This is a genomic window from Streptomyces sp. TLI_55, from assembly GCF_900206255.1.
Classification (GTDB): domain Bacteria; phylum Actinomycetota; class Actinomycetes; order Streptomycetales; family Streptomycetaceae; genus Streptomyces; species Streptomyces aquilus.
In genome coordinates, this window is the sequence record NZ_OAOJ01000001.1 from 4,973,093 (window position 1) to 4,989,739 (window position 16,647).

Here is a 16,647-nt window from a genome sequence, read left to right on the forward strand (position 1 = left end):
AGTCAGCCCTCGGCTGACAGACCCCGCCGGGGGTTGCCACCCCCCTCCCCGCATGGGGGAGGATGGCGGAATCCGTACGAAGGGAAAATCACGGTGACCATCGACCCGTCCTCGATTCCGAACTTCGGGGGCCAGCCCGAGCCGCAGCCGCAAGGACCGGCAGGCCCCGTCGTCCCGGATCAGGACCTCGTGAAGCAGCTCCTGGAGCAGATGGAGCTGAAGTACGTCGTTGACGAAGAGGGTGACCTCGCGGCGCCGTGGGAGCAGTTCCGTACGTATTTCATGTTCCGGGGTGAGGACGACCAGCAGGTCTTCTCCGTCCGGACGTTCTACGACCGGCCCCACAAGATCGACGAGAAGCCGCAGCTGCTCGAGTCCATCGACGACTGGAACCGGCGCACCCTGTGGCCCAAGGTCTACACGCACACCCACGACGACGGCACCGTCCGCCTCATCGGCGAGGCGCAGATGCTGATCGGCACCGGGGTGAGCCTGGAGCACTTCGTGTCGTCGACGGTCAGCTGGGTGCGGGCCGCGATCGAGTTCGACAAGTGGCTCGTGGAGCAGCTCGGCCTGGAGCAGGAGATCAACGACGCCGACAAGCCCGACAGCGAGGGCGACGACGCGTAAGGCGTAGCCGTCTCTACAGCGGCGTGTCCGCCAGTACGACCAGATACGCCCCGTAGGCGAAAGAGAGCCCGGCCAGGGCACCGGTCACCACGACCGCGTGCCAGGGCCGGGCTCTCGCCGTGCGGACCAGGGCCCGGGCCGGCGGCAGCAGCAGCGGGAACGCGGGGAGCAGGAAACGCGGCTTGGACTCGAAGAAGCCCGAACCGCCGAGAGTGATCAGCAGGAGTACGGCGGTGTAGACGGCCAGCGGGAGCGGCGGGCGGTCCAGCAGGAGCAGGGCGTACAGGAGGACCGCGACGGCGACGATCAGCAGCGTCATCGGGAAGACCAGGCGGTCGCCCTGGAGGACGATGTGTCGGGCGAAGCGCAGCGAACCCCGGCCGAAGTCGAAGCTGGAGCCCCAGCCGCGCTGCACCGCGAAGTAGCCGCCGAGCAGGTCGCCCGCGCGGTGGCCGACCCAGACGACGTACGCCGACCAGCCGAGCGGGGCGAGCGTCGCGCCCGTCCACAGGCTGTGGGTAACTTTTCCGCCCCGCCGCAGGGTCCGGACGATCTCGAACGCCGCCGTCGCCAGCACCGCCACCGCCACCGCGAACCCGTTCGGCCGGGCCAGCCCCGCCAGCGCGGCCAGCGTGCCCGCCCACAGCCAGCGGCCGGTGAGCACGGCGTACAGCGACCAGGCGGCGAACGCGGTCAGGACGGGTTCCGTGTACGCCATCGACAGCACGACCGAGTGCGGCAGCAAGGCCCACAGGAGCACGAGGACGGTGGCCACCGCGCGGCCGTGCAGCCGTACGCCGATCGCGTAGATGCCGCACGCCGCCACCGCGGCCGCCGTCCAGGAGACCAGCAGGCCCGCCGCGCCGCCGCCCAGCGGGCTGACCGCGGTCACCGCGCGCACCAGCGCCGGGTAGAGCGGGAAGAAGGCGAGGTCGCTGTAGACGACGCCGGGCCGGATGTCGAGCGTGCGGCCGTAGCCGTGCGCGGCGATACCCAGGTACCAGCGGGAGTCCCAGGACCGGCCCAGCAGGGTGAGCGGGTGATGGCCGGTGGCCCAGGCGGTCGCGGCGAGCACGGCCAGCCCGGTGAGCCGGGCGGCGGCGAACAGGCCGAGCGCCACCGCCACGGGGTGGCGCGGCGGCAGGCGTTCGGTGGTGCCGGGCTGGGCGACGACGGGCGGCGCGAGCGTGCTGACAGGGGTCACATCAGCACATTGCATAAGAAGTCAGGCATAAGCGAGCATCATGCCCCAGTGTCTGACCGCCCGGGTTGCGTCAGCCCGCCAGACCCTTCAGCCGCTGGACCGCCTCCTCCAGCACCGCCGTCTGCTTGCAGAACGCGAACCGTACGAAGGGCGCGCCCGCCTCCCGGTGGTCGTAGAAGACCGCGTTGGGGATGGCGACGACCCCGGCCCGCTCCGGCAGCGCGCGGCAGAAGGCGAAGCCGTCGCCCTCTTGGGACAGCACAGCGCCGAGGGGGCGGATGTCGGTGGTGATGAAGTACGTGCCGGCGGTCCGGAACACCCCGAAGCCCGCCTCCGCCAGGCCGCTCGCCAGCAGGTCGCGCTTGGCGCGCATGTCCTCGCGGAAGGCGGTGAAGTAGCTGTCCGGCAGCGCGAGGGCCTCGGCGACCGCGTACTGGAAGGGGCCCGAGGCGACGTACGTCAGGAACTGCTTCGCCGAGCGGACCGCCGCGACGAGCGACGGGGAGGCGGTCACCCAGCCGACCTTCCAGCCGGTGAAGGAGAAGGTCTTGCCGGCCGAGCCGATCGTGACCGTGCGGTCCCGCATGCCGGGGAAGGTCGCGAGCGGGAGGTGTTCGGCGTCGTCGAACACCAGGTGCTCGTACACCTCGTCGGTGACGACCAGCAGATCCCGCTCGACCGCCAGTTCGGCGATCGCGGTGAGTTCCTCGCGGGTGAGGACCGTGCCGGTGGGGTTGTGGGGCGTGTTGATCAGCAGCAGCCGGGTCTTGTCCGTGACCGCGGCGCGCAGCTCGTCGAGGTCTAGGCGGAAGCTGTCGCCGTCCGGGCGCAGGGTGACCGGGACCCGGGTGCCGCCCGCCATGGCGATGCAGGCCGCGTAGGAGTCGTAGTACGGCTCGAAGGCGATGACCTCGTCGCCGGGCTCCAGGAGGGCGAGCAGGGCGGCGGCGATGGCCTCGGTCGCGCCCGCCGTCACCAGGACCTCGGTGTCGGGGTCGTACGTCAGTGCGTACCGCCGCTGCTGGTGCGCGGCGATCGCGGTGCGCAGCTCGGGGACGCCCGGACCCGGCGGGTACTGGTTGCCGCGCCCGTCCCGCAGTGCCCGCACCGCCGCCTCCCGGATCTCCTCGGGGCCGTCCGTGTCGGGGAAGCCCTGGCCCAGGTTGATCGAGCCGGTCTGCACGGCGAGCGCGGACATCTCCGCGAAGATCGTCGTCCCGAACTCGGCGAGTCGGCGGTTGAGGTGCGGGCGTGCGGTGGAGGTCATGCCGGTCATCCTGCGCCCAAGCTCTGGATTCGCTCAACTCTGCTTTGGCTGGTGAGACGCCGGGGCATCTCCCTCGCACGCAGGACCCGAGGCGCCCACGGGGGGTCGTCTCGGGTGACACGGAAGGAGGGTGACGCCATGGTCTTCGGCATCATCCTGGCAGTCGCTTTCATCGGGTTCGTGGTCATGATCATCGCGAGGGCGAGCGGGGGGAGCTCGCACCGGGCGCGGACCGGTCGGCGCGGCGGCAGCCGCAGCGGCAGTGGCAACAGCTGGTGGGCCGACGGGGGGTCCAGCAGCGGCGGGTCGTCGTGCGGCTCGTCCTCGTCCTCGTCCTGTGGTTCCTCCTCGTCCTGCGGGGGCGGCTCGTCGTGCGGCGGCGGGTCGTCCTGCGGTGGCGGAGGCGGTTGCGGCGGCGGCAGCTGAGCCGCGGCCGGGGGGAGGCGGAAGGGGGGTGACGCCGTGATCACGGCTCTCGTCCTCGTCCTGGTGGCCCTGTACTGGGGCCTGATCGTATGGCTGATCAGATGGTCCGTCCGGCGGAAGCCGGGTCGGCGGCGCGGGTACCTCTTCGGGGGGTCCGGGGGCGGCGCCGACACCAGCGGCAACAGCTGGGCGGACGGAGGCGGGGACAGCGGCGGCTCGTCGTGCGGCGGCGGGTCGTCGTGCGGAGGGGGCGGTGGGTCGTCCTGCGGAGGAGGCGGTGGGGGCGGCTGCGGAGGAGGCAGCTGAGATGGGCGGCTGAGCTCCTTGTCACGTGAGCTTCTTGTCGCATCCGGACGAGCCGGGCCCGCACGGGGGTGGGGCCCGGCTTTTCGCGCCCCCGCGCGCGAATGCCCCGGCGTACGCCCTGGCGGGCCCGGCGTGCGCCGTGGTTGAACAGTTGAACTGTGGGGCCCTCTGAGGGATGGAAACGGCACGAAGTTGGGTAAAAACGCTGTGGCGGCGCCACAGTTCATGATTCCCTCTAAATCACCAACGCGGGCCCTCGGCCGTCCTCCGGACACTCCAGCTGTGACGTCCCGACCGGGCCGACCGGGCCGAGTCCCCGCCGGTGTCGACCCGGGCGCGCCGGCCCCCCCACACCGCCCTTTCTTTGCGTGCTTGCGGAGCCGATCCATGCTCACGACCCTGAACACCTCCTACACCGATACGCGCGCGGCCGACCTCGCCTGGGCGCTGGGACGCGAGCCGCTTCCGGCGCTGGCTACGCGCGACCTCGAACTGGACGGGGCAACCCTCCAGTTGAGACTTCTCGGCGCGTCCCACCAGGTCCTCCTGGAGGAGGAGCGCGGCACCTGTTCGGAGACGGTGGCCTGCATCCCGGGCAGCAGCACCCCGTTGCCGCTCGGCGTCGCCAAACGGGTCGGCGACTGGGAGTACGAGTTCGCGGCGCGCGTGGAGGTCCTCTCCCCGGGCCAGTTCGCGGGCCGCGCCCAGGAGTTGCTGGCCCTCGTCTCCGACCATCCGCACGGCCTCGCGGGCGTCTTCCCGGGCAGCCCGCACGCCTTCACGGCCCTGCTCGCCCAGCGCCACGAGGGCCAGGTGCTGTGGCGGACCTGGCACGCGTACCCGCAGGACGGCCAGTTGGTGGCGACGCGGACGAAGGTCGGCGTCAAGGTTCCCGCCGCGCTCTAGGGCCAGTCGCCGCATCGGTCGCGCAAACCCCGGTCCGCCCCTCGGCCGTGAGTTCCACACGTGTGGGTGACGAAGCGTCCCGTTGCAGTGACGTACCGTCGCAACGTGATCGAACCGCACGCGCCCGCCCCGCCCGGCACAGCGCCGCCCTGGGCGGGTCCTGTGCGGCTTCCGGTGCGGCCCACGGTCGGGCGGTTCCTGGTCCTCGCAGGGGTGTTCGTCTGCGCCGCCTGCGGACTGGTGTACGAACTCGAACTGGTCGCCCTCGCCTCGTACTTGATCGGCGACTCGGTCACCCAGGCCTCCGTCGTGCTGTCCGTGATGGTCTTCGCGATGGGCGTCGGCTCGCTGCTCGCCAAGCGGCTGCGCCGGCACGCGGCGGCCGGGTTCGGCGCGATCGAGGCCGCGCTCGCCCTCGTCGGCGGATGCAGCGCGATGGCGCTGTACGCCGTCTTCGCCTGGACCGGCGACTGGGGCGGCCTGTGGGCCAACGGACCGCGCTGTCTGCTGGTCGCGTTCTCCCTCGCGATCGGGCTCCTCATCGGCGCCGAGGTGCCGCTGCTGATGGAGCTGATCCAGCGCATCCGCCGCCAGGACGCGGGCGGCGCGGTCGCCGACCTCTTCGCCGCGGACTACGTCGGCGGCCTGGTGGGCGGCCTCGCCTTCCCGTTCCTCCTGCTGCCGATGCTGGGCCAGCTGACCGGCGCCCTGATCACCGGGACCGTCAACGCGGTCGTGGGCGGCGCCCTCGTCCTCGGCCTGTTCCGCCGCGACCTGAGCCGCCGGGCGCGCTGGCTGCTGGTGGTCGCCAACCTCGCCGTGCTGGGCGTCCTCGCCGCGGCGGCCGTCCTCGTCGACGACTTCGAACGCGCGGCGCGGCAGGCGGTGTACGGCGACGACGTCCGCGTGGCCCTCCAGACCGACGTGCAGGAGGTCGTCCTCACCGGCGGCACCCACGGCCGCCCCCTCGACCTCTTCCTCGACGGCCGCCTCCGGGTCAGCGGCCTCGACGAACGCCGGTACCACGAGGCGCTGGTCCACCCCGCGATGAACGGCCCGCACACCCGCGTGCTGATCCTCGGCGGCGGCGACGGACTGGCGGCGCGCGAGGTCCTGCGCCATCCGGACGTCCGCCGCGTCGATGTCGTCGAACTCGACGCCGGCGTGGTGCGGCTGGCCCGCACGGACCCCGCCCTCGCCGCCCTCAACGGCCACGCGTACGCCGACCCGCGCGTCCATGTCACCACCTGCGACGCCTTCGGCTGGCTGCGGCAGGCCCGGCCCGCCGCCTACGACGTGGTGATCGCCGACCTGCCCGACCCGGGCATCACCGCCAGCACCAAGCTGTACTCCCAGGAGTTCTACGGCCTCGCCCACCGCGCCCTGGCCCCGGACGGCCGCCTCGTGGTGCACGCCGGGCCCGTCTCCTCCCGGCCGCGCGTCTTCTGGACGGTCGACACCACGATGCGCGCGGCGGGACTGCGTACCGTGCCCTACCGCGTCGACGGACGCGACGAAGGGTTCGCCGCCGGGCCCGACCGGGTCACCGGCGCCTCCCGCGCGCCCCGCGACTGGGGCTTCGTGCTGGCCGCCGCCGATACGACGCCCTCCCTCGGCCTCGACCCGCACGCCCCGCCGCCCCGCACCCTCACCGGCGCGTCCCTCGCGGCGGACGCCCGCACGGTCGCCCGTACCCGGATCACCGGCATGCCGCCGTCGACGCTGGTGCACCCCGAGTACGCGAACTGACCGGCACACTCCCGCGGGTGTTGTTGACCGGACTGGTGACGCCGGGAGGCTGAGGAAAGGACGCCCGGGCCTGTCGACACGAGGGTGCGGTCACTTTCGACCAACGGGGGTGCAGTCGTCGGTCCTCTGGGTAGGCTCGCTGACCATGGAGCATGAGGTGTTCGTTCCGGTTCCGGCCGAGCGACTCAGGGAGGCGCTGGCCGATCCCCTACGGGTCGCCCTGGCCGTCCCCGGGCTCCAGCAGGACGCCGGCGCCGAGCCCCTCACCGGCCGGCTCAAGGTGCGCGTCGGCAGCCACTCCGTCACCTATCGCGGCACGGCCCGCCTCTCCTCGCGGGACGACGGCACGTACACGATCGAGGGCGACGCGGCGGAGACCCGGGGCAGCGGCACGGTGAAGCTGACGCTGACCCTGCGGCTGACGGCGGCCGAGGGCGGGACGACCCTCACCTTCGGAGGGACGGCCGCGGCGGACGGCCGCATCACGGAGCTGCCGGGGGAGTCGGTGACGTCGACGGTGACGCGGCTGCTGAACCGTTTCGCGGAGAACCTGGGGAGCCAGGAGGTCACCGAGGTCCCGCAAGCCGCGGAGGAAACCGAGCCCGAGGCCCCCTCCGCCGACCAGGACCAAGACCAGCACCTAGGCGAGGACGAGCCCGAGGCCGAGGACCACACCACCCCCCGCGACCTCCCCGCCGAAGCCGCGCACGCCCGCCGCACGATGATCGGCCGCAGCGCCGAGGAGGTCGACCACGCACCCCCGCGCGGCCGCTACGCCCCCGTCCCCGCCCCGCAGACCATCGCCCCGAACTCGGCACTGCGGTGGGCGGCTCCCGCGGCGGCGGTGGCCCTGGCGTCGGCGATCGTGGTGACCCGGGTGCTGCGCAAGCGCCGCTGACCCACGCCCCGGCCCAAACCCCAGCCGCACCCGACGCCCTCTTGATCGCCCCAGTAGGGTCGTCCCGTGAGTAACGAACCCATCACGCTGACCGCGGGTGACGCGGAGGTGACCGTGCTGCCGGGGAACGGCGGGCGGATCGGCGGGCTGCGCGTCGGTGGCGTCGAGCTGCTGAGGCAGGGCGAGCGCTTCGGCTGCTTCCCCATGGTGCCCTGGTGCGGGCGGATCAGGGACGGACGGTTCCGGGACGGCGGCACCGTCCAGCAGATGCCGCTCAACTCCCCGCCGCACGCCATCCACGGCACCGCGCGCGACGGCGCCTGGCGCGTCGCCCGCGCCACGGCCGACGAGGCCGTCATCACGTACGACCTGGTCGACCCGTGGCCCTACCCCGGCCGCGTCACCCAGGCCGTCGCCCTCACCCCGGACGCCCTGACGCTGACCATGTCCGTCGAGACGTACGACTCCTCCTTCCCGGCCCAGATCGGCTGGCACCCGTGGTTCCACCGCAACCTCGGCGGCGAGGGCGCGCAGGACGTGCGAGTCGCCTTCGAGGCCGCCTGGCAGGAGGAGCGCGGGGACGATCACCTGCCCACCGGGCGGCGGATCGATCCCAAGCCCGGCCCCTGGGACGACTGCTTCGGGATGCCCGGCGGCGTCGACGTGACGCTGACCTGGCCGGGGCAACTGGAGCTGAAGGTCGGCTCCCGCGAGGAGTGGGTCGTGGTCTACGACGAGCAGGCCGAGGCCGTCTGCGTGGAGCCGCAGACCGGGCCGCCCAACGGGCTCAACACACTGCCGCGCCTGGTCACGCTGCTGGAGCCGCTGGAAGCCGAGACCGTCTGGAGCTGGCGGCGCCTCTAAGCTGGGCGGCATGACGGACGTACGCGGCGCGCTGCTGCAGCAGATCAAGGACAAGGCCGTGGTGCACGGCAAGGTGACCCTGTCGTCGGGTCTGGAGGCGGACTACTACGTCGACCTGCGGCGCATCACCCTGGACGGGGAGGCCGCCCCGCTGGTCGGCCAGGTGCTGCTCGACCTGACCGCCGACCTGGAGTTCGACGCGGTCGGCGGGCTGACCATGGGCGCCGACCCGGTCGCCGCCGCCCTGCTGCACGCGGCCGCCGCGCGGGGGCAGCGGCTCGACGCCTTCGTCGTGCGCAAGGCCGCCAAGGCGCACGGCCTCCAGCGCCGCGTCGAGGGTCCGGACATCGCGGGCCGCCGCGTCCTGGTCGTCGAGGACACCTCCACCACCGGCGGTTCTCCGCTGACCGCCGTGGAGGCCGTGCGGGAGGCGGGGGCCGAGGTCGTCGCCGTCGCCACCATCGTCGACCGGGCCACCGGTGCCGCCGAGAAGATCGAGGAGGGCGCCGGTGTGCCGTACCGCTTCGCCTTCTCCAAGGACGAGTTGGGCCTGGACTGACCCGGGACCGACAAGGACGCCGGAAACGTCCGGCAACCGGGGCTTATGGCCTCTCGGAGCATCCCGGTACGTCTGGAAAGATGGGGGCCGACGACGACGTCGCACCCCCACACCAAGGTCTAGGTCAGGGCCGTCAGCACGTAGCACGCCAACCCGCACACTCCAAGGAGCGGACAGATGCCCATCGCAACCCCCGAGGTCTACAACGAGATGCTCGACCGGGCGAAGGCAGGCAAGTTCGCCTACCCGGCCATCAACGTCACCTCGACGCAGACCCTGCACGCGGCACTGCGCGGCTTCGCCGAGGCCGAGAGTGACGGCATCATCCAGATCTCGACCGGTGGCGCCGAGTTCCTGGGCGGTCAGTACAACAAGGACATGGTCACCGGCGCCGTCGCCCTGGCCGAGTTCGCGCACATCGTCGCCAAGAAGTACGACGTCACCGTCGCGCTGCACACGGACCACTGCCCGAAGGACAAGCTCGACGGGTACGTACGTCCGCTGCTCGCGGTCTCCGAGGAGCGTGTCGCCCGCGGCGAGAACCCGCTCTTCCAGTCGCACATGTGGGACGGCTCGGCCGAGACCCTGGCCGACAACCTGGCGATCGCGCAGGAGCTGCTGGCCCGCGCCGCCGCCGCGAAGATCATCCTCGAGGTCGAGATCACCCCGACCGGCGGCGAGGAGGACGGTGTCTCGCACGAGATCAACGACTCCCTCTACACCACGGTCGACGACGCCCTGCGGACGGCGGAGGCCCTCGGCCTCGGCGAGAAGGGCCGCTACCTGCTGGCCGCGTCCTTCGGCAACGTGCACGGCGTCTACAAGCCGGGCAACGTCGTCCTCCGTCCCGAGCTGCTGAAGGACCTCAACGAGGGCGTCGGCGCCAAGTACGGCAAGACCGCCCCGTTCGACTTCGTCTTCCACGGCGGCTCCGGCTCCACCGCCGAGGAGATCGCGACCGCGCTGGACAACGGCGTCGTCAAGATGAACATCGACACCGACACCCAGTACGCCTTCACGCGTCCGGTGGCGGCCCACATGTTCCAGAACTACGACGGCGTCCTGAAGGTCGACGGCGAGGTCGGCAACAAGAAGACCTACGACCCGCGCACCTGGGGCAAGCTCGCCGAGGGCAGCATGGCCGCGCGCGTCACGCAGGCCTGCGCCGACCTGCGTTCGACGGGCACGAAGATCAAGTAACCCGTTCTTGTTCGGTCTTGTTCAGTGAGCCCGGTGGCCCCCAAAGGCGCCGGGCTCACTGTTTACTTAGGGGCATGGCTGACGTCCGGCTGGCCTCACCGCAGGGCAAATGGATCCTGCTCACCACTGTGCTCGGCTCCAGCATGGCGATGCTGGACTCGACCGTCGTCAATGTGGCGCTCCCGCGTATCGGGCGGGACCTCGACGCCGGTCTCGGCGCGCTGCAGTGGACCGTCAACGCGTACATGCTGACGCTGGCCGGGCTGATCCTGCTCGGCGGCTCGCTCGGGGACCGGTACGGGCGGCGCAAGGTCTTCGTCGTGGGCGTGGTGTGGTTCGCCGCCGCCTCCCTGCTGTGCGGGCTCGCGCCCAACGCCGGGGTGCTCATCGGGGCGCGGGCGTTGCAGGGCGTGGGCGGCGCGCTCCTCACGCCCGGCTCGCTGGCGCTCATCCAGGCCTCCTTCCATCCCGACGACCGGGGGCGGGCGGTCGGGCTGTGGTCCGGCTTCGGGGGGATCGGCGCGGCCGTCGGGCCGTTCCTGGGCGGCTGGCTGGTGGACGGGCCCGGCTGGCGCTGGGTGTTCCTGCTGAACGTCCCGGTGGCCCTGCTGTGCGCCCCGATCGCCGTACGGCACGTCCCCGAGTCGGGGGACGGCCGCAAGCACACGAGCTTCGACGTCCTGGGCGCGCTGCTGGGGGCGCTCGCGCTGGCGCTGGTGACGTACGCGCTGATCGAGGCGGACTGGATCACGGCGGTGCTCGGCGTGGGCGTCGGCGTCGTCTTCGTGTACGTCGAGAAGCGGCGGCCCGACCCGATGATGCCGCTCGGGATCTTCGCGTCCCGGCAGTTCACGGCCGTCAACCTGGTCACGCTCTGCGTCTACGCGGCCCTCGGCGGCTTCTTCTTCCTCGCCGCGCTCCAGCTCCAGGTCGTCGCCGGTTACTCGGCCCTCGGCGCCGGTACGGCCCTGCTGCCGACGACCGTGATGATGCTGCTGTTCTCGGCCCGCTCCGGCGAGCTGGCGGACCGGATCGGCCCCCGCATCCCGCTCACCGTCGGGCCGCTGTTCTGCGCGGCCGGGATGCTGCTGATGCTGCGGGTCGGCCCGGACGCCAACTACTTCGCCGACGTCCTGCCGGCGCTGCTGGTGCTCGGCCTCGGCCTGGTCACCCTGGTCGCCCCGCTGACCGCGACCGTGCTGGCCTCGGTGGACGTGGCCCGGGCGGGCCTGGCCAGCGGCATCAACAACGCGGCGGCCCGCGCGGCCGGCCTCATCGCGGTCGCCGCGCTCCCGATGATCGCCGGGATGGGCGAGGAGGCGTACCGCACGCCCAGTGCCTTCGACGACGCGTTCGGGCGGGCGATGGTGGTGTGCGCGGGGGCGTTGGTGGTGGGGGCGGCGGTGGCGTTCACGACGGTACGGACGCTGCCGCCGGACTGCACCCGGCCGGAGTGCCTCAGGCACGGGTCGATCACCGCGCCGCCGCTGGAGGGGCAGCGGACGCGGGGGAAGCTGGCGTAGGGGGCCCGGCCGAGGGGGCGGCCGGCGTGGGCCATGGAGGAGACTGGAGCCATGTCGATTCACGAGAACCTCCTCGGGGGCCCGCCCCCGACCCACCTCCCCGACGACCCGGAGCCCCGTGAGCTCCTGGCGAACGGCACCGCGCCCGCGGACGTCGCCGCCAAGTACCCCACCTCCTCCCTGGCCTGGGCCCAGCTGGCCGACGAGGCGTTCGAGCGGGGCAGCGTCGTCGAGTCGTACGCCTATGCCCGTACGGGCTACCACCGCGGCCTGGACGCGCTGCGCCGCAACGGCTGGAAGGGCCACGGCCCGGTCCCCTGGGAGCACGAGCCGAACCGCGGCTTCCTGCGCGCCCTGCACGCCCTCGCCCGCGCCGCCGGGTCGATCGGCGAGCAGGAGGAGTACGAGCGCTGCAGCCAGTTCCTGAAGGACTCCTCGCCGACGGCGGCCCAGACCCTGGGCTAGGACCCGTACCTGGTGAGACGTGCGCGGGCCCGGCTGTGATCCAGTCGGGCCTTGCGCTTTCCCGGGGTGACGGCTGAGGATTCGGGTGGGGACCGGGGCCCCCGTGTCGGTAACGGCAGGGGCGGACCGCTACCCGGAGTACACAACAGGAGACAGCGATGTCCCACGAGGCTCACGAGAACCCGGAGCCCGAGACCCCGCATCTCGACTTCGAAGGCACGACGCCGTACGAGGACTACGTCAAGGCGGACGTGCTCACCCACCTCCAGCACACCCTCTCCGACGATCCCGGAGAGATGGTCTTCCTGGTCACGACCCAGGTGATGGAGCTGTGGTTCACGGTCATCGTCCATGAGTGGGAGACCGCGGCCAAGGCGCTGCGCTCCGACGACGTGCCGGTCGCGATCGACGCGCTGAAGCGTTCCGTACGGGAGCTGGAGGCGCTGAACGCGTCCTGGCGGCCGCTCGGCCAGCTGACCCCGGCGCAGTTCAACTCCTACCGGGCCGCGCTGGGCGAGGGCTCCGGCTTCCAGTCGGCGATGTACCGGCGGATGGAGTTCCTGCTCGGCGAGAAGTCGGCGTCCATGCTCGTCCCGCACCGCGGCGCCCCGCGGGTGCACGCCGAGCTGGCGAAGGCGCTGCACGAGCCGAGCCTGTACGACGAGGTGCTGCGGCTGCTGGCCCGGCGCGGGCACGCGATCCCGGACACCGTGCTGACGCGTGACGTGTCGCGGCGGTACGAGTCGTCGCCGGAGGTGGAGGCCGTCTGGACCGCCCTCTACTCCGGTGACGCGAACGACGAACTCGCCAGGCTCGGCGAGGCGTTGACCGACGTCGCCGAGCTGGTGTGGCGCTGGCGCAACGACCATCTGGTGGCCACGCGGCGCGCGATGGGCGCCAAGGCGGGCACGGGTGGCTCCGCCGGGGTGGCCTGGCTGGAGAAGCGGGCGCAGAAGAACGTCTTCCCCGAGCTGTGGACGGCGCGGTCGCATGTCTGAGCTGCCGGCGAAGGCCGAGAAACTGGACGCCGCTGACGAACTGGCGGGCGTACGCGGGAAGTTCGTGCTCGACACTGTGTCTGACCATGCGGCTGACGCCGCGGGCGTCTACCTCGACGGCAACTCGCTGGGCGCGCTGCCCGCCGCCGTCCCCGGACGCGTCGAGGACGTGGTCCGGCGGCAGTGGGGCGAGCTGCGCATCCGGTCCTGGGACGAGAGCGGCTGGTGGACGGCGCCCGAGCGGATCGGCGACCGGATCGCTCCGCTGGTGGGTGCGGCGGCCGGGCAGATCGTGGTCGGCGACTCGACAAGTGTCAATGTCTTCAAGGCACTTGTGGGGGCGGTACGGCTGGCTGGCGCCGGTCGCGACGAGATCGTCGTCGACGCGACGACCTTCCCGACGGACGGGTACATCGCCGAGTCGGCGGCGCGGCTGACCGGGTGCACGCTGCGTCCGGTGACGCCGGCGGAGGTGCCGGGCGTGCTGGGCGACCGTACGGCGGCCGTGCTCCTGAACCACGTCGACTACCGCACCGGGCGGCTGCACGACCTGCCGTCGCTCACGGCCGCCGTGCACGCGGCGGGGGCCGTGGCGGTCTGGGACCTGTGCCACAGCGCGGGCGCGCTGCCGGTCGGGCTCGACGAGCACGGGGTCGACCTGGCGGTGGGCTGCACCTACAAGTACCTGAACGGCGGCCCGGGTTCACCGGCGTACCTGTATGTGCGCCGGGAGCTGCAGGACCGCTTCGACTCCCCGCTGCCCGGCTGGAACTCGCACGCCGAGCCCTTCGGCATGCGGGCCGCGTACGAACCGGCGGCGGGCGCACTGCGCGGCCGGGTCGGTACGCCGGACATCCTCTCGATGCTGGCCCTGGAGGCGGCACTTGACGTCTGGGACGGGGTGTCGATCGAGGCGGTACGGGCCAAGTCCCTTGCCCTGACGGACTTCTTCCTGGAATGCGTGGCCGCGTACGCGCCCGCGGGCCGGGTCGAGTCGGTGACGCCGGAGGCGCACGCGGAGCGCGGCAGCCAGGTGGCGCTGCGGTGCGACGACGCGGGGGAGGTCATGAAGGAGCTGATCGCGCGGGGCGTGGTCGGGGACTTCCGGCATCCGGATGTGCTGCGGTTCGGGTTCACGCCGTTGTATGTCGGGTTCGGGGATGTGGAGCGGGCGGCGCGGGTGTTGGGCGAGGTCCTGTCATAGCAGTCCGCTGACGAACGAGGCCAGACTCCTGACGGCGGTCAGCACGGCGGTGACGCTGCCGGCTCCCGCCGTCAGGGAGTCGAGCAGGCCGCGTACGACGCTGGGGTTGGGCCGGTCGCGCTGTAGCTGAGCTCCGAGTTGCTCGGTGTCGTCGCGCAGGCCGTCGGCGTCGGGCAGGACGGTGGCGTACTGAGTGAGGAGCTGCTGCAACTCGGCAATAAGGCGCTGGAGTTCGAGGGCCGTGGGGTCCTGGGTCGGTGCCCCGACGTAGACGTCTCCGCCGGTCGCGTTCTGGACGCGGCTGAAGAGGTTGCCGGTGATGTTGCCGAAGTGGTCGCCGTCGCTGTGCGTCATGTCCGATCTCTCCCTGTCGATGGGTCAGTTGCGCGGAGCGCTCGCACGGCCGGGTGTACCGACGTGCAGGTTGCCGCCTTGGGCGTGCCTGACGTTGCTGAAGACGTTGCCCTGGATGTTCTGGGCCTGGACACGGTTGTCGTTGAAGTTCTGCACCAGGTTCTGCTGGACCTGCTCGAACGAGTCCGAGGCGATGCCCTTGGACACCAGGAAGTCCCCGATGGTGTTGAGCAGATGCTGCTGGGTGGTGAACAACGCCCGGGTCAGGTCTCGGCCGACGTAGTAGCGCCCCTCGTCGACGCCGCTGGCGAACTCCCGGATGCTCAGCGATGCGCCGTAGTCGAACCGGTAGCCGCCCCGGATGGTGCGGCGCTGGGCGCGTCGGCCGGACGCGGCGCGGCTCGCCGAGGCCGCCCTGCGGGCCAGCGCCCACGGAGCACGGACCAGCGCGGGCAGGGTCCGCGGGAGGGCCGCCGCGAGGGCGCGGGCCGCGGCGCCGGGAGCGGTGCGGTGCGGCAGGTCGTCGACGGTGTAGTACCAGGACCGCATGGGCAGCAGGGCGTGGGCCGACCACTCCAGGTACAGCGTCCCCTGGACCAGCACCGCGCGCAGATACATGGTGAGCACCAACTGGCCGCTCCAGGCGGGCACTTCGACGCTGACGTACGAGCGTTTCGTGGCGCCGAGTCCGTCCGGCATGCCGCGCATCACCGGGATCGGGATGCGGCTGAGCGGCGGCCGACCGGGCTCGGGCAGGAGGCGGCGGTCGGGTGCCACGCTGAGGCCGTCGACGAACAGACGTTCCTCGACACGCAGATTGTTCAGCCCGATCATGCGGGCGGCGGCGATCAGTACGTCGTACAGCTCCCCCGTGTCGAAGGGCTGCGGGGTACGGCGGGTGCCGTCGGGCCGGATCGAGCCGCGGCGGATGTCGACAGGGCGCTCCCAGGAGTCCACCTGGTCTCCGCTGCCGGCGAAGGGCCAGTAGCCGGAGCAGACGATCAGGTTCCCGGAGGGCCGCTCGGCCACGGTGTCGAGCCGGGCGCGGACGCGGCCGCTGACGGCGGGCGGGGTCTTGGCCGGGTCGTAGCGCCCCGGGGCCAGCCTGCGGCGCAGCACCAGATAGTCGGTCACCCACCGGTCGACGGCGACCGTCACCCAGGCCACCCCGAACAGCACGGCACCGCCGGCCGCGTACGTCTGCCACCAAGTGCCGCCCAGCTCACCGGAGTTGATGGTGTCCAGGTTCTCGTGGAGGCCGATGCCGAGCACAGCGAGCAGAGCGCCCAGTGCCCCGCACAGCACGAGGTCCCGCACCAGTCGGCGGCGCCGGGCCGACAGCGCCCAGCGGGTGACGACACCCAGGTCGGCGCCGAAGACCGGGGCGAGGGCGCGGTAGGGCTCGTCCACGACCTGCCGCACCACCACCTCCGCGAACCACGGGTCGAGTTGGGTGGCGGCGGAGAGGTAGCGGGTCGAGGAGGAGCGGGCGTCGTCGTCGACCGGTGGTGGGTCGGCGTGGTGCAGTGGGCCGGTGGGGAGGTCGGGGTCGGGGCCGCGGCGGGGTCCGGGCGGGCCGGAGGCGCGGCGGCGTTGATGGTCGCGCAGGTCGGTGACGCCATAGCCGTTGCCGTGGAACTCCAGCTCGACGGAGCCGAAGCGCAGCACATCCCCTTCGGCCAGCCGCACCGGCCGGTCCGGCGCGAGCCGCACCCCGTTGTGCAGGACGCCGTTGCTGGAGTGCAGGTCGTTCAGCCAGACCCCGTCGCTGCCGAGGCGCAGTTCGGCGTGGCGTTTGCTGACGTCGGGGGAGGTGAGGCGGATGTCGCCGTACCGGCCGAGGACATGGGCATCGTGGATCAACTCCCAGCGCGTTCCCGCGAGGTGACCCGGCGCCTTGACGACGAGATAGGGCTTCCGTCCCCCGTTCCCGGCCATGCTGCACATCCCCCGTCCCGCAGCCCCCGCTCCGGCACGACGTGCGCGTGCGCCACATGCGCCCGGATGCATCTGCGATGCGCGCCATGTTCCTCGTGCGCCGATGTGCTCCGCAATCCACAAAATTGAGGGTTGCGCGGGGTGGTTGCGAGGGGC

General features: G+C 72.2%; 16 protein-coding genes. 12 read left to right on the forward strand and 4 right to left on the reverse strand.

Annotation, left to right across the window (positions count from 1 at the left end; all coding sequences use genetic code 11):
- The first annotated feature begins 93 nt into the window (after nucleotides 1-93).
- Nucleotides 94-630, forward strand: coding sequence for a YbjN domain-containing protein (locus CRP56_RS22830; RefSeq protein ID WP_097266809.1), 537 nt, complete (start codon nucleotides 94-96; stop codon nucleotides 628-630).
- Between the two features lie 13 nt (nucleotides 631-643).
- On the opposite strand, the gene CRP56_RS22835 is transcribed toward CRP56_RS22830, so the two are convergent.
- Both CRP56_RS22835 and CRP56_RS22840 read right to left on the reverse strand, forming a co-directional pair.
- Nucleotides 644-1,849 (reverse strand): hypothetical protein, encoded by a 1,206-nt coding sequence (locus CRP56_RS22835; RefSeq protein ID WP_373559667.1) that lies wholly within the window; start codon nucleotides 1,847-1,849, stop codon nucleotides 644-646.
- Nucleotides 1,850-1,904: 55 nt separating this feature from the next.
- Nucleotides 1,905-3,110 carry a pyridoxal phosphate-dependent aminotransferase gene (locus CRP56_RS22840; RefSeq protein ID WP_097266811.1) on the reverse strand — a complete coding sequence of 402 codons (1,206 nt, stop codon included), beginning with the start codon at nucleotides 3,108-3,110 and terminating at the stop codon, nucleotides 1,905-1,907.
- A 266-nt stretch (nucleotides 3,111-3,376) separates the two neighbouring features.
- Here CRP56_RS22840 and CRP56_RS47665 point away from each other — a divergent pair, with 266 nt between their 5' ends.
- The 11 genes from CRP56_RS47665 (at nucleotide 3,377) to kynU (ending at nucleotide 14,199) form a co-directional block, all read left to right on the forward strand.
- Entirely contained in the window at nucleotides 3,377-3,559 is a 183-nt protein-coding gene (locus CRP56_RS47665; protein ID WP_179851094.1) for a hypothetical protein, read from the forward strand.
- 661 nt (nucleotides 3,560-4,220) lie between these two features.
- A complete protein-coding gene (locus CRP56_RS22855) occupies nucleotides 4,221-4,739 on the forward strand; it encodes a DUF2617 family protein (RefSeq protein ID WP_097266817.1) in 519 nt (172 codons plus the stop codon).
- 105 nt (nucleotides 4,740-4,844) lie between these two features.
- Complete coding sequence (locus CRP56_RS22860; protein ID WP_097274370.1) at nucleotides 4,845-6,488, forward strand: polyamine aminopropyltransferase; 1,644 nt, start codon at nucleotides 4,845-4,847, stop codon at nucleotides 6,486-6,488.
- A gap of 145 nt (nucleotides 6,489-6,633) precedes the next feature.
- Entirely contained in the window at nucleotides 6,634-7,386 is a 753-nt protein-coding gene (locus CRP56_RS22865) for an SRPBCC domain-containing protein (RefSeq protein WP_097274372.1), read from the forward strand.
- A gap of 66 nt (nucleotides 7,387-7,452) precedes the next feature.
- Nucleotides 7,453-8,250: an aldose epimerase family protein gene (locus tag CRP56_RS22870; RefSeq protein ID WP_097266819.1), complete on the forward strand. Its 798-nt coding sequence runs from the start codon at nucleotides 7,453-7,455 to the stop codon at nucleotides 8,248-8,250.
- Nucleotides 8,251-8,260: 10 nt separating this feature from the next.
- The gene (gene pyrE, locus CRP56_RS22875) at nucleotides 8,261-8,809 is read left to right on the forward strand and encodes an orotate phosphoribosyltransferase (RefSeq protein WP_097266821.1); all 549 of its coding nucleotides are present in this window, start codon (nucleotides 8,261-8,263) and stop codon (nucleotides 8,807-8,809) included.
- A 177-nt stretch (nucleotides 8,810-8,986) separates the two neighbouring features.
- On the forward strand, nucleotides 8,987-10,009 hold the full coding sequence (gene fbaA, locus CRP56_RS22880) for a class II fructose-bisphosphate aldolase (RefSeq protein WP_097266823.1): 1,023 nt from the start codon (nucleotides 8,987-8,989) through the stop codon (nucleotides 10,007-10,009).
- 74 nt (nucleotides 10,010-10,083) lie between these two features.
- Nucleotides 10,084-11,532, forward strand: coding sequence for an MFS transporter (locus CRP56_RS22885; protein WP_097266825.1), 1,449 nt, complete (start codon nucleotides 10,084-10,086; stop codon nucleotides 11,530-11,532).
- A 51-nt stretch (nucleotides 11,533-11,583) separates the two neighbouring features.
- A complete protein-coding gene (locus CRP56_RS22890) occupies nucleotides 11,584-11,997 on the forward strand; it encodes a DUF3151 domain-containing protein (protein WP_059194130.1) in 414 nt (137 codons plus the stop codon).
- A gap of 158 nt (nucleotides 11,998-12,155) precedes the next feature.
- Nucleotides 12,156-12,995 carry a tryptophan 2,3-dioxygenase family protein gene (locus CRP56_RS22895; protein ID WP_097266827.1) on the forward strand — a complete coding sequence of 280 codons (840 nt, stop codon included), beginning with the start codon at nucleotides 12,156-12,158 and terminating at the stop codon, nucleotides 12,993-12,995.
- Complete coding sequence (gene kynU, locus CRP56_RS22900; RefSeq protein ID WP_097266829.1) at nucleotides 12,988-14,199, forward strand: kynureninase; 1,212 nt, start codon at nucleotides 12,988-12,990, stop codon at nucleotides 14,197-14,199. Before CRP56_RS22895 ends, kynU begins: the two co-directional genes overlap by 8 nt.
- Here kynU and CRP56_RS22905 read toward each other — a convergent pair.
- Together CRP56_RS22905 and CRP56_RS22910 are read right to left on the reverse strand one after the other, a co-directional pair.
- Nucleotides 14,194-14,553: a DUF5955 family protein gene (locus CRP56_RS22905; RefSeq protein ID WP_097266832.1), complete on the reverse strand. Its 360-nt coding sequence runs from the start codon at nucleotides 14,551-14,553 to the stop codon at nucleotides 14,194-14,196. The genes kynU and CRP56_RS22905 overlap by 6 nt on opposite strands.
- 24 nt (nucleotides 14,554-14,577) lie before the next feature.
- Entirely contained in the window at nucleotides 14,578-16,491 is a 1,914-nt protein-coding gene (locus tag CRP56_RS22910; protein WP_179851095.1) for an FHA domain-containing protein, read from the reverse strand.
- Nucleotides 16,492-16,647: the final 156 nt, after the last annotated feature.

Excerpts from the sequence above, each read along its gene's own strand:
- kynU (WP_097266829.1), top strand. The coding sequence starts at position 12,988 with ATGTCTGAGCTGCCGGCGAAGGCCGAGAAACTGGACGCCGCTGACGAA.
- CRP56_RS22890 (WP_059194130.1), top strand. The coding sequence starts at position 11,584 with ATGTCGATTCACGAGAACCTCCTCGGGGGCCCGCCCCCGACCCACCTC.
- CRP56_RS22855 (WP_097266817.1), top strand. The coding sequence starts at position 4,221 with ATGCTCACGACCCTGAACACCTCCTACACCGATACGCGCGCGGCCGAC.
- CRP56_RS22885 (WP_097266825.1), top strand. The coding sequence starts at position 10,084 with ATGGCTGACGTCCGGCTGGCCTCACCGCAGGGCAAATGGATCCTGCTC.
- pyrE (WP_097266821.1), top strand. The coding sequence starts at position 8,261 with ATGACGGACGTACGCGGCGCGCTGCTGCAGCAGATCAAGGACAAGGCC.
- CRP56_RS22895 (WP_097266827.1), top strand. The coding sequence starts at position 12,156 with ATGTCCCACGAGGCTCACGAGAACCCGGAGCCCGAGACCCCGCATCTC.
- CRP56_RS22905 (WP_097266832.1), bottom strand. The coding sequence starts at position 14,553 with ATGACGCACAGCGACGGCGACCACTTCGGCAACATCACCGGCAACCTC.
- CRP56_RS22910 (WP_179851095.1), bottom strand. The coding sequence starts at position 16,491 with ATGGCCGGGAACGGGGGACGGAAGCCCTATCTCGTCGTCAAGGCGCCG.
- fbaA (WP_097266823.1), top strand. The coding sequence starts at position 8,987 with ATGCCCATCGCAACCCCCGAGGTCTACAACGAGATGCTCGACCGGGCG.
- CRP56_RS22840 (WP_097266811.1), bottom strand. The coding sequence starts at position 3,110 with ATGACCGGCATGACCTCCACCGCACGCCCGCACCTCAACCGCCGACTC.
- CRP56_RS22865 (WP_097274372.1), top strand. The coding sequence starts at position 6,634 with ATGGAGCATGAGGTGTTCGTTCCGGTTCCGGCCGAGCGACTCAGGGAG.
- CRP56_RS22835 (WP_373559667.1), bottom strand. The coding sequence starts at position 1,849 with ATGCAATGTGCTGATGTGACCCCTGTCAGCACGCTCGCGCCGCCCGTC.